Below are 12245 nucleotides of genomic sequence, written 5' to 3' on the forward strand. Positions count from 1 at the left end.
GGCATCAATCAAAGCGGCGTGGCTTTGTCGGCGGCACCCACCGAACGCTGGCGCATAGTCGTATGAATATCGGCCAAGCTAGCAGGGTCATCAATGGTAGAAGGAATACCAAACTCTTTTCCATCAGCAATCGTACGCAGCAGCTTTCTCAAGATCTTACCCGAGCGAGTTTTAGGTAATCGATCAACCACTAACACCTGCTTGAAACAGGCAATAGGCCCAATGTGCTCACGAACTCGAGCGATTAGCTCTGCCTCCAGAGTCGCCTCATCGCCTGTGAAGCCATCTTTGGGAATCACCAGCCCGATAGGCAGTTGCCCTTTCAGCTCATCATGAATACCAATTACCGCACACTCTGCGACGGCAGGATGTGCACCCACCACTTCTTCTATCTCTCCAGTAGAAAGCCGATGCCCTGCAACATTAATAACATCGTCGGTACGGCCCATAATAAACAAATAGCCCTGCTCATCAAAATAGCCGCCATCACCGGTTAAATAGTAGCCGGGAAACGCCGCCATATACGCCGAGTGGAAACGCTGAGGGTCTCGCCATACGCCAATTAAGCAGCCTGGAGGCATCGGCTGCTTAATGACGACACTGCCCTGCTCCATAGGCTCAGCTTGGTCTCCTTCGCGGTTAAGCACCTGCACATTGAAACCTGGTACAGGGTACGTCGCGGAACCGGCTTTGGTCAGCATCGGTTCGATACCAGGCAAATTTGCCGCAATCGGCCAGCCGGTTTCAGTTTGCCACCAGTGATCAATAACCGGCACTTCAAGCAAGTCATCAAGCCAATGAAACGTCGGAGGATCAAGCCGCTCACCGGCGACGTAAAGATGCTTCAGACTACTGATATCATATTTTTTCAGCAGCTCGGCATCGGGATCTTCTTTTTTCATTGCCCTGAATGCAGTGGGCGCCGTGAAGAAGCTGGTGACTTTATACTCTTCAATTAAACGCCAGAAGCTGCCTGCATCGGGTGTTTTAACCGGCTTACCTTCATATACAACAGTCGTGCAACCCAGCAGTAAGGGGGCGTAAACAATATAAGAGTGGCCGACCACCCAGCCTACATCGGATGCGGTGAAAAACACTTCACCGGGCTTCATGGCATAAATAGCTTCCATTGAATACGCCAATGCCACCGCGTATCCACCGGTGTCACGCACCACACCCTTGGGCTTACCGGTCGTACCTGAGGTGTAAAGTATATAGAGCGGGTCAGTACCCTTCACCGGGACACAATCGGCAAATGGCGCTCCTGCGACTAAATGATCCCAGTCATAGTCGTTAGCGCCTAGCGGTGCCTGATGCGCTGCGCGCTGGTAAACGACACAAGCGTTTGGCTTATGAGCACTGAGAGTAATCGCCTGATCAATCATCGGTTTATAAGGCAGCACTTTACCTAGTTCGATGCCACACGAGGCGGCAACCACCACCTTGGGCTCAGCGTCTTCAATACGTGCGGCCAGCTCATGGGGTGCAAAGCCCCCAAAGACGACCGAATGAACTGCCCCCAACCGTGCACAGGCATACATCGCAATCAATGCCTCGGGAATCATAGGCATATAAATAATGACACGATCACCCTTTTCAACGCCTAGCTGGGCTAAGGCACCGGCGAAATGAGCGACGCGATCACGCAAGTCCCGATAGCTGATAGTTTGCTTAGACTGCGTGGCGGGGGAATCCCAGAAAATGGCCGCTTGATCACCTCTGCCCTGCTCAACGTGGTAATCCAAAGCTGCATAGCAAAGGTTCATTTCTCCATCGCTGAACCAGCGTGCGTGATGCTGATCGTCATAGCTGAGTATCGTGCGGGGCATCGTGTACCAGGGGATACGTTTAGCCTCCTCGGCCCAAAATGTTTCAGGGTGTTCAACCGACTGCTGGAAAGCATTGTGGTAGCGACTCATAGTGTTCTCATCGTTATTATGCAAACGCATTGTTGACACTGTATAAAGTAAATCGCCTTAGCACCCTCATACTATCGGCTAACGTGCCATAGAAGGATGCAACACCCCTTCTATTGTCGACAATGCACCAAAGGACTTACCATTGATAAACCGTTAAACAAAGCCTTGGACAAAACTCGCTAAATTACTGATCATTAAACAACTTGATCTTCGCGACGCGACGATGCCGAGATAAATTATAACAATGTATATAAATAAGCTTATGTAACAGTGTAGGCGAGGAGATCACTATGTCTGCTTCTACAAGCGCCGCGACACGTTTGCTTGAACACAACTGCCGAGCTATTGAGGCGGGAACCAGCTTACTGAAAGCATTGGCAAACGAAAAACGCTTACAAATACTGTGCTTACTTGCTGAAAAAGAGCTGTCAGTTACTCAAATAAATCAACAGCTTGCCTTGAGTCAGTCAGCTCTATCCCAACATTTAGCGATATTGAGGCGTGATGAGTTGGTCAGCACACGCCGAGAATCACAAACCATCTACTATTCATTAAGCAGTGAAAGCGCCAAAGCCATTCTTGCTACGTTGGCGCACCACTACTCAGAATGAGTGCTAGCGGCGCTGCCATCCAGCCGCCTCGATCAGTCCCAGTGCCTTGAGCGCTGCTGTTTCGACACCCGCTGAAACGGCTAAGCCAAGCTTCCGGCCCATTGTTTTAGGCGCCTCAAGCTTGACGGTATAAACCTGTACCTGCGCCATACGCTCTGTCAAATAGGCTTCGCTGGTCCCTACGCTATCGACAAGCAGCTGGGGCAATGCCTCACTGCCGTACCAAATTTCACCGGTGGCCAGCGAGTCAATGTCCATGGTGGGACGACGCTCTGCAACATAGTGTTTAAATAATCGATGGGTGTTCTCTAAATCATCCAAGAACTTGTCTTTGCCTTCTTCGGTATTTTCACCAAGTACGGTCAACGTACGCTTATATTTTCCCGCGGTTAGCAACTCGACATCAATATCGTGCTTTTTGAGCAGTCTATGGATGTTAGGCACCTGCGCCACAACGCCTATCGATCCAATAACAGCAAAAGGAGCAGCCTTAATATGCTGCGCGGTACAGGCCATCATATAGCCACCGCTGGCCGCCACTTTATCGATGCATACCGTCGTAATAAGGCCTGCAGCACTTAGCCGGTCCATCTGTGCAGCCGCTAAGCCATAGGCATGCACTAAGCCGCCCGCTGACTCCAGCCGGATCACCACTTCATCCTCTTCACTAGCTACGTCGATAATAGCGGAGATCTCTTGAGCAAAATGCTCGGTTTGTGAGGCTTTTAAATCACCATGAAAATCCAACACCCATACACGAGATGCTGGTGGCGCTTGTTGATCGTTTCTTTGAACCTTTAAGCGCTTTTTCTCATTTTGACGAAATGTTTTTAGCAGCTTTTTACGCGCAGAAGGCAGTGCAGTGGCCAAACGCAGGCGGCGGCTACGATCCAATCGCTGGTCATTAAGCGGCTCAACACGAAGCGTCAGACCACGCTCTTTAGCTTGCCTAGAGCGAGTTACGAGCAATAAACCAATCACCAGCATCGCTATCACGATGGCTGTCTGGACTAAAAACGTACCTAATTCTGCAACCCATTCACTCATTTACGTTCTCCACTAGGTAATTAAATTCTAAAACAGAGACAGTGCTCACATGTATCCTAAAGACGCATAATTGTAGCGCTTGATTGAAACGCGCGTATGAAATAGTCTCGTCCCATATCCGATTGTTTCTTTGAACTACTATCGATAACCTTAAGCTAATTTATCTACTTACTTGCGAGATTTATGATGTCAACGACTACCCTTGATAAGCTGAAAGCACGTTTCAATCCAGAAGCCGCCAAGGGGATGAACGAAATTTTTCAATTTCATTTCTCAGATGCGGGCAGCCACTATCTGAACATTCAAGATGGCGCGCTTGATGTTCAAGAAGGCGAACACGATGACCCTTCCGTCAGCTTAAGCCTAAGCACCGAGACGCTGAAAGGCATCATGAGTGGTGACATCAACGGCATGACTGCGTTCATGACTGGAAAGCTAAAAGCAACCGGCAATGTGATGCTGGCCACTAAACTGACCAGCCTGTTTCCTAGCAAGTAAGCAAGTTTAAGCACGCGGCGTTCTTCAGCGCCAGCGTGCTAAATGTGTCTCGATAAGTTCACGCGATATCGAATACGGCGGTGGCAAAGACGGCAGCTGACGAGGGGAAAACCACGCCGCATCGCTGATTTCGACACCGTCAATACGTATGCGTCGCGTCGTTGCTTCGGCAAAGTAGCCAAACATCAGTGAATGAGGGAAAGGCCACGCCTGACTTTGGTGGTAGCGTAGTTGATCAATATGCACCCCCACTTCCTCAAATACCTCTCGATGCACGGCCTCTTCTGCAGACTCACCTGGCTCAATAAACCCAGCCAGGGTCGAATAGCGGCCCGGCGGAAAACGCGGGCTGCGGGCAAGTAGCATCGCCTCGCCGCTGGTCACCAAGGTAATAATGCACGGCGAAATGCGCGGATAATTACGATGTCCGCAGGCGTTGCAGTGCATCGCAAATTCGGCAGCCAGTTTGGTGGCAGAAGCCCCACAGCGGCTACAGAAACGATGATTTTCTAACCATGCGCCTACCTGTAAGGCTGTCGATAGCAGGCTAAACCATGCGGTGGGCAGCTCGCTCATCCACTGACGACCATCAATCCAACCACTTTCAGCCTGGGGATCCACAAGCAGGGCTACGGGTTCATCATCCCAATAGCACAGCGGCTGCATCTGCTCGGTCCAGGGCTGAAAAGGCTGTAACGGAGTGAGTTGATCACTGCCGCTTAACGGAGCAGGCGCCAATAAGCTACGTGATAGCCGAATAACACGCCCTGCCTGCTCATCATAGGGAATTTCTCGCCTAAGCATCGTTACTTGCGTCCTCAAACCAAGTCAGCTGGTGTGCTTCACACTTAGCTTCATGCGCTGCTTGTTCCTGCTCGGTGGGGCGAACCACGCTCAGTTGACCGGGCGTTAGCGTTAAACGTTGAATCGACAGCCCTTCACTAGAGGTGTCGGTTTGCTGCTGCTCGGAGGCAGAGGCGGCATCTAATGTCAGCGCCGTCTGCCCGCCCGTCATCGCTAGGTATACGTCAGCGAGGATTTCGGCGTCTAGCAAAGCGCCGTGCAGCACGCGATGACCATTATCAATATCGTAGCGTTTGCACAGCGCATCAAGGCTATTGCGCTGACCAGGGTGCATTTTCCTAGCCATCGTCAGCGTATCAAGAACGCCGCAGTGCTCACGAACAGGCCCTAATGACAAACCGCTGCGATGCTTATTTAGCATGCCGAGCTCATGATCTATAAAGCCCACGTCAAAGGGCGCGTTATGGATCACCAGCTCAGCGCCATCAATAAATGCCCAAAACTCATCGGCTATTTTGGCAAACACCGGCTCATTGGCTATTTTAGCGTTATCAATACCGTGAATAGCCACTACTTCAGCATCGATATGACGCTCAGGATTTATATACTGGTGGTAGGTACGTCCAGTGAAACGACGATTAACCATCTCCACGGCACCAATCTCAACTAAGCGATGCCCATCTTTAGGGTCAATACCCGTCGTTTCAGTATCTAAGATGACTTGCCGCATCACACTTTCCTCTTCTGGTGCTCATCGATAGCCTCATTGGCCAGCGTGTCGGCGTGCTCATTGCCGGGATGGCCGCTATGCCCTTTCACCCAATGCCACGCCACTTGATGGCGCTGAGTCTCTTCGTGAAGGGTTTTCCATAGCTCGGCATTTTTAACTGGCTGCTTGGCGGCAGTTTTCCACCCCCGCTTGATCCAGTTATGAATCCACTGAGTGATACCTTGGCGCACGTACTGAGAGTCAGTCCACAGCGCCACTTCGCAGCGTGTATTGAGTGTGCGTAGCGCCATAATCGCGGCCATCAATTCCATACGGTTATTAGTCGTATCTGCCTCATAGCCTTTTAAGGTCTTTTCATGCTCACCACTCGCCAGCACGACGCCCCAGCCACCGGGGCCAGGATTACCCCGGCAAGCGCCATCGGTATACACCGTCACACAGGGTAGGTGCTCGGCAGCCTTATTAGTCAATCTCTTGATCTCTCTTTGAATGCGTTGGAGCCTGATGCTCTTGATAGGATTGCAAGTGAGCGGATGAGCCAGAGCGGGTAACGCCTAATGACGCCGGAGACGCCGGTGCTTTTAATCCAAATCTCAGGCGCTGAACGGGCGCCTGGCGCTGCTTGCGCCGGGCAAGAATCATATAGCTTTCACCGAGTGGCAGGTTATGCCGACGCCCCAAAGACTCCCAATACTCACCACACTTGGCGTTTATGCGCCCTCTAAAGCAGCAATAGTCTACGCGCTGAACATCAAAGTCGACAAACGCCAACCAGTCGCGAAGACGGTTCGACGAACGCCAGTCGCCACTCCAAGGGTACTGCTGCTGGCGTTTACGCAACTGGCGGACAAGCCCACTGACGCCAATAGGATTAAAGCCAAAAAGCACTAAAATGCCATTATCAGCGGTTACCCGAGCAGCCTCTTTGAGCGTCAGATGAGCATCCGGCAGATGCTCAAGCCAGTGGTGAATAACCATCACGTCTAAACAGCGGTCTGGCAGTGCCAGTTGATCAGGCGGGCACACCAAGGTCGTATCTGAATGCGCTAGCTGGCGAGTTGGCGACCAGCGTATGGCATGCGGAATGGCTGACATTGTCAGCATTGCAGGCCCCATGCCCATTTCCAAACTGTGCCCTCCCACTCGCGTTTCAGCCACAGGTCCAAGACACGCCCGCTGAGACTCCCAAAGCGAGCGACCGGCCTCGCTTTGCCAATACGTCTGGCTATTTATCAAGCGCTTGGCGAGTGTTGTAGCCGTCGTCGAATTTGACATGAACAGCACTTCCCTCCAAAGTAACGGCTTTTAGCGCCTTTTAAGCACCAATTTAGCGCCATGTTTTGCATTTTTAGCTGCGTTTTACATTTATACGTTCTTTTTACCAGCTCTATTTTTTGACACTTAAAGGATCTCGCCGATGATGAGCGTGACACCGATTCCAGCCCTTAGCGACAACTATATTTGGCTATTAAGACAAGATACCAGTCAAAACGTTTGCGTGGTGGACCCGGGTGAAGCCGCCCCTGTAATCGAGTTTCTGGAGCGAGAGTCGCTACGCCTAGAGAGCATTCTGATTACTCATCACCATCATGATCATACCGGCGGCCTAGCCGAATTGATCAAACGTTATTCTCCGCATGTGATCGGCCCCAACAACCCCACCATTCAAGGTATTGATGAGTTTGTGGAGGATGGCGACCAAATCCGCATTATGGGGCGGTTATTTGAAGTCATGGCGACGCCCGGCCACACGCTTGACCATATCAGCTATTTTACGCCGGGCATCCCTGCCCTGCTGTTTTGTGGTGACACACTTTTCTGCGCTGGCTGTGGCCGTTTATTTGAAGGCACTCCGGAACAAATGTTCACAGCGTTGAAACAATTTGCGGAACTCCCAGAAGATACGCTGGTCTTTGCAGCCCATGAGTACACACAAGCGAATCTTGCGTTTGCTCGTGCTGCGGACCCTGATAATGATGATGTCAAACACGCCTTACAGGAGTGTGAAAAGGCCAGGGCACTGGATCGCCCGACCTTACCCAGCACGATAGGACGCGAGCTGAAAATTAATCCCTACTTACGCGTGGCCACCGATAGCGTGCGCCAAGCAGCTGGCACTCAGGGTATTAATGATAATGATCTCGCTACGTTCACTACTCTACGTGAGTGGAAGAACCGTTTTTAATAACGCTATCGAAACGAAACGAATGCAACTATGACCTATCGAACGATTCGCCAGCGCTTGATGCTGAGCGCTGGCAGCTCCGTCATTATGGGCCTAATTTTAGCCGCCGCTGCAAGTTCTCAGGCATCGGCGTATGAAGCATCAACATCGTCTACCGCCACCGCGCAATATGCTGCAAATACTGGCATGCCGGATGCTACACCAAGCCCCTCAGCTTTCCAGTCGCATTTTTGGGAAGCTTTGGAGCTAGAGCCTCAAGACGCCTGGACAACGCTACGTAAAAGCTTCCAATGGCAAGATGCCCCGCTCTCAGCAGATGCCCAAGCAAGGGTAGATGCGTGGATTGAGCACTATCAGTCAAGCCCAGAAAATATCGCCACCATCACTGAACGCGCAACACCCTGGCTTGCCTGGATTAGCCAACAGGTAAGCGAGCGTGGTCTTCCGGGCGAAGTTGCTCTAATTCCCTTTGTAGAAAGCTCGTTTGACCCCGCTGCCAAAAGCCATCGTGGAGCCGCTGGCCTTTGGCAGTTTATGCCCGGTACCGGCGACGCATTAGGCCTAGTGCGCAACGGCAACTATGATGGTCGGTTAGACGTTGTAACATCTACCGATGCGGCACTTGACTACTTAGAAATGCAGGCTGACCAGTGGTATGAAGGTGATTTAATGCTTTCATTGGCCGCTTACAATGCCGGTGCTGGGACTGTCAATCGTGCTCAGCACCAGGCCCAGGACCAGGGTTTAAACGGCGGTTACTGGGACCTTTCCCTGCCATATGAAACTATGCAATACGTGCCTAAGCTAAAAGCCATCGCAACGATTATCAATGATCCAGAACGTTACGGTGTCATTTTGCCTGAGATCCACTCTGATCCAGCGTTTGCAAAAGTGCAGCTAGCCCATGCGGTGAGCCTTTCTGAAGCTTCTCAGTTGCTAGATGTAAGCCAAACTGCACTGGCGGAGCTGAACCCCGGCCTGCTTAATGGCAGCATTGATCCGCGTAGTGCTCAGACGCTGCTAGTCCCTGAAGAGGTCGATGCTCAAGTGTTGGCTCAATTGGCACAAGGCAATAGCCCGGCATTCGCGCAAAACGCTAGTAGCGAGACACATCGCGTTGAGCGAGGCGACAGCCTTTCAGCGATCGCGGCCCAGTATAATATCAACCAGCAAGACCTAATACGCTGGAATGCGATTGATCGGCCCGGCGCTCTACAGCCTGGCCAATTACTGACGCTTTCAGAGCGCTGACACTATGCCGAGTAAAAATCGTCAGCGTTTAGAATAATCGTTGTTTTTAAGCAGCCATTGATCATACCGTACTGATAGCATTGTCATAACAGTAGGCTTTTTTCACATAGGAAATCACCAATGCCGCGTGGTGTATTTTTTGCGAAAACGTTGTTATTCGTCAGCTGCTTAGTTTTCAATGTATCGGCGCTCGCGATAGAGCAAACGCCTGATACCGAGGCGCCCTCCTACGTTGCTAAAAACAGCGTTGATAGAATCAGCGTTGATAGAAATAGCGTTGTCGGTGATCTAAATACTGATGAAAACAACGTAGTGCCGGTGGAAACGGTTCATGGGCTATCGCTCTATGATAGCCCCGAGCTCCCCGAGGACTTTGCCTACTTTCCGCATGTAAATCCCCATGCCCCCAAAGGTGGCACAATTACGCATACAGCAGTAGGCGCAAGCTTCGACTCTATCAATCCGTTTATTATTCGAGGCACCCCCGCCAGCGGCATTTCACAAATTTACGACACACTGATGGCCAGTAACCCCGGCGAACCGTTTAGTCTTTACGGCCTGCTTGCAGAAGGCGTGCGTCTTGATCCTGATCGGCACTGGATTGAGTTTGACCTGCGCCCAGAAGCACGTTTCCAGGATGGCGAGCCCGTCACCGCGTACGACGTTGTTTTCACGCTTAACCTATTACGTGAAAAAGGTAACCCGTTTTACGCCAGCTACTATGCGGGCGTGGAAGAGGTGATAGCACTCAACGAGCATCAGGTGCGTTTTACCTTTAACGATACCGAATCTAGAGAACTACCATTAATCGTTGCACAGCTGCCTATACTGCCCCGCCACTATTGGGAGCAGCACGAATTTACGTCGCCGACACTCGTAGCACACCCTGGCTCCGGCCCTTATCGCATTAGTGACGTGGATCCCGGTCGGCGAATTACGTTTCAGAGCGATGAGAACTACTGGGGTAAAGATTTACCGGTCAACGTTGGGCGTTACAACATTGATCGCATTGTTTATGACTATTACCGCGACCGCGACATCGCCTGGGAAGCATTTAAGGCAGGGCTAACCGACTTTCGTGAGGACGCACGCGCAGCCACCTGGGCCATTGGTTACGACTTCCCTGCCTATGAAGAAGGCTTGGTGAAACGCCTAACCATTCCTGACGTCAACCCTTCAATGATGCAGGCCTTTGTGTTCAACCTGCGTCAACAGAAATTTCAAGATCCCCGGGTACGTGAAGCGCTTAGCCTCACTTTCGATTTTCCCTGGTTGAACACCAATATTTTTTACGATGCTTATAAGCGTACCGAAAGTTTTTTCCAAAATTCAGAGATGGAAGCCACCGGCCTGCCTTCTGAAGAGGAGCTTGCACTGCTAGAGCCCTTACGTGAAGAGCTTGAATCCTCACTTCACTCTGACCGCTTATTCACTGAAGCATTGCCAATTAATACCCCGACTGACCTGCGTGAACGCCTTCGCTTAGCACTTTCGCTGCTACGTGAGGCCGGTTACGCGGTAGAAGACGGCGTGCTGGTTAATCAACAAACGGGGGAGCCTTTAAGTCTGGAAGTGCTGCTCTACGACTCGGCGCTGGAACGCGTTGTGCAGCCTATGTTGCGCAACATGGCCCGCCTTGGTGTACAAACATCACTGCGTATCGTTGATATCAATCAGTATTTAAACCGGCAGCGCAATTATGACTATGACATAGTGATTAGCCACTTCCCTCAGTCGAACAATCCGGGTAATGAGCAGCGCGATTATTGGACCAGCGCCGCCGCAGAGGCTCCGCAAAGCCGCAACCGCATGTCACTGGCTAATCCAGCGATAGATTCGCTGGTGGAAACGTTGATTCGCGCAGACGGGCGCGCAGAACTTGATACCGCTACGCGCGCGCTCGACCGCGTTTTGCGCTGGGGGTTTTACGTTATTCCTCATTACCATTCCGGCGAAAAGCGCATTGCGGTGTGGGATAAATTTGGCTATCGCGAACCTTTTCCCGCCTACGGCATGGATCTGGATGCATGGTGGGTCGACACCGATCGTGAAATAGAACTGCAGCGCCGCCGCTGACCCCGACTTAATAGCAACGGCTTATTGTCAAACATTCGTGGAGTGATCTGTGGCCCGCTATACCCTTCGCCGACTGCTGTTAATGATCCCGACCCTATTAGGGATCATGCTACTCAATTTTATGATTGTTCAAGCGGCGCCAGGCGGGCCCATTGATCAAATGCTAGCGCGTTTTGAAGGTGCCGACGCCATGGCTAGCACCCGTTTAGACATGGGCGGTGCGGACGTGCAGATTAGCGACGATTCCCGCGGTGCACGCGGCATTGACCCACGTTTTATCGAACAGCTAGAACAGCAGTTCGGTTTTGACAAGCCCGCACACGAACGCTTTATCGGCATGATGGCAGACTATCTTAGCCTTGATTTTGGCACTAGTTTTTTTCGTGACCGACCCGTGATCGAATTGATGATCGAGCGCCTTCCCGTCTCTATATCGCTTGGCCTTTGGACGACACTACTGGTGTATTTAATCTCCATTCCATTAGGCATTCAGAAAGCACTGCGCCATGGCTCTCGTTTTGATGTCTGGTCATCGGGACTCGTCATTGTCGGCTACGCCATCCCCGGCTTTTTGTTTGCAATCCTATTGATTGTTCTTTTTGCCGGCGGCACCTATTGGGACCTGTTCCCGTTACGCGGCTTAACCTCACCTGACTTTGACCAGCTATCGATACTGGGTAAAGTGAAAGACTATTTCTGGCATATCACGCTACCGGTCATCGCTGCTGCTATTGGCAGTTTTGCCACCCTCACCATGCTGACCAAAAACAGCTTCCTTGATGAGATTCACAAACAATATGTAATTACCGCTCGCGCAAAAGGCGCCGATGAACGTCGCGTGCTTTATGGGCATGTCTTTCGTAATGCCATGCTCATCATTATCGCGGGCCTGCCTTCCGCGATGATCGGTATCTTCTTCACCGGCGCACTATTGATCGAAGTTATCTTCTCGCTTGACGGCCTGGGCCTACTTGGCTTTGAGGCGGTAATGCAACGGGACTATCCGGTTATTTTCGGCACTTTGTTTTTGTACACCGTGATCGGACTAATTCTCAAGCTGATTTCCGATCTGACCTACGTGTGGGTAGATCCGCGTATCGACTTTTCAACCCGGGAGTCGTGAT

12 protein-coding genes are annotated in these 12245 nt (G+C 51.4%); 6 read left to right on the forward strand and 6 right to left on the reverse strand.

The window, feature by feature from the left end:
- Nucleotides 1–8 precede the first annotated feature (8 nt).
- Nucleotides 9–1949, reverse strand: a complete 1941-nt coding sequence (locus ACT3TR_RS14090; protein WP_444625419.1) for a propionyl-CoA synthetase — start codon at nt 1947–1949, stop codon at nt 9–11.
- Nucleotides 1950–2209: 260 nt separating this feature from the next.
- On the opposite strand from ACT3TR_RS14090, the gene ACT3TR_RS14095 reads away from it, so the two are divergent.
- Complete coding sequence (locus ACT3TR_RS14095) at nt 2210–2530, forward strand: ArsR/SmtB family transcription factor (RefSeq protein ID WP_444625418.1); 321 nt, start codon at nt 2210–2212, stop codon at nt 2528–2530.
- 3 nt (nt 2531–2533) lie between these two features.
- On the opposite strand, the gene sohB is transcribed toward ACT3TR_RS14095, so the two are convergent.
- Complete coding sequence (gene sohB / locus ACT3TR_RS14100; RefSeq protein ID WP_444625417.1) at nt 2534–3577, reverse strand: protease SohB; 1044 nt, start codon at nt 3575–3577, stop codon at nt 2534–2536.
- Nucleotides 3578–3763: 186 nt separating this feature from the next.
- On the opposite strand from sohB, the gene ACT3TR_RS14105 reads away from it, so the two are divergent.
- Complete coding sequence (locus ACT3TR_RS14105) at nt 3764–4075, forward strand: SCP2 sterol-binding domain-containing protein (RefSeq protein ID WP_444625416.1); 312 nt, start codon at nt 3764–3766, stop codon at nt 4073–4075.
- Nucleotides 4076–4099: 24 nt separating this feature from the next.
- On the opposite strand, the gene nudC is transcribed toward ACT3TR_RS14105, so the two are convergent.
- Genes nudC through ACT3TR_RS14125 form a run of 4 tightly spaced genes read right to left on the reverse strand, consistent with a single transcriptional unit; the run spans nt 4100 to nt 6884 of the window.
- The gene (nudC, locus tag ACT3TR_RS14110; RefSeq protein WP_444625415.1) at nt 4100–4879 is read right to left on the reverse strand and encodes an NAD(+) diphosphatase; all 780 of its coding nucleotides are present in this window, start codon (nt 4877–4879) and stop codon (nt 4100–4102) included.
- Nucleotides 4872–5609, reverse strand: a complete 738-nt coding sequence (gene dnaQ / locus ACT3TR_RS14115) for a DNA polymerase III subunit epsilon (RefSeq protein WP_444625414.1) — start codon at nt 5607–5609, stop codon at nt 4872–4874. Before dnaQ ends, nudC begins: the two co-directional genes overlap by 8 nt.
- Nucleotides 5609–6079 (reverse strand): ribonuclease HI, encoded by a 471-nt coding sequence (gene rnhA, locus ACT3TR_RS14120; protein WP_096279947.1) that lies wholly within the window; start codon nt 6077–6079, stop codon nt 5609–5611. The genes dnaQ and rnhA overlap by 1 nt, the downstream gene beginning before the upstream one ends.
- Nucleotides 6072–6884, reverse strand: a complete 813-nt coding sequence (locus ACT3TR_RS14125) for a class I SAM-dependent methyltransferase (RefSeq protein WP_444625413.1) — start codon at nt 6882–6884, stop codon at nt 6072–6074. Before ACT3TR_RS14125 ends, rnhA begins: the two co-directional genes overlap by 8 nt.
- A gap of 142 nt (nt 6885–7026) precedes the next feature.
- On the opposite strand from ACT3TR_RS14125, the gene gloB reads away from it, so the two are divergent.
- From gloB to ACT3TR_RS14145, 4 genes are all read left to right on the forward strand, one after another.
- On the forward strand, nt 7027–7794 hold the full coding sequence (gene gloB / locus ACT3TR_RS14130; RefSeq protein WP_096279943.1) for a hydroxyacylglutathione hydrolase: 768 nt from the start codon (nt 7027–7029) through the stop codon (nt 7792–7794).
- 30 nt (nt 7795–7824) lie between these two features.
- Entirely contained in the window at nt 7825–9045 is a 1221-nt protein-coding gene (locus ACT3TR_RS14135) for a transglycosylase SLT domain-containing protein (RefSeq protein ID WP_096279941.1), read from the forward strand.
- 120 nt (nt 9046–9165) lie between these two features.
- Nucleotides 9166–11121: an extracellular solute-binding protein gene (locus tag ACT3TR_RS14140; RefSeq protein ID WP_444625412.1), complete on the forward strand. Its 1956-nt coding sequence runs from the start codon at nt 9166–9168 to the stop codon at nt 11119–11121.
- Between the two features lie 49 nt (nt 11122–11170).
- A complete protein-coding gene (locus ACT3TR_RS14145; protein WP_096279936.1) occupies nt 11171–12244 on the forward strand; it encodes a microcin C ABC transporter permease YejB in 1074 nt (357 codons plus the stop codon).
- The last annotated feature ends 1 nt before the right edge of the window (nt 12245 follow it).

This window comes from Halomonas sp. AOP12-B1-6 (assembly GCF_052379225.1).
Taxonomy (GTDB): domain Bacteria; phylum Pseudomonadota; class Gammaproteobacteria; order Pseudomonadales; family Halomonadaceae; genus Vreelandella; species Vreelandella casei.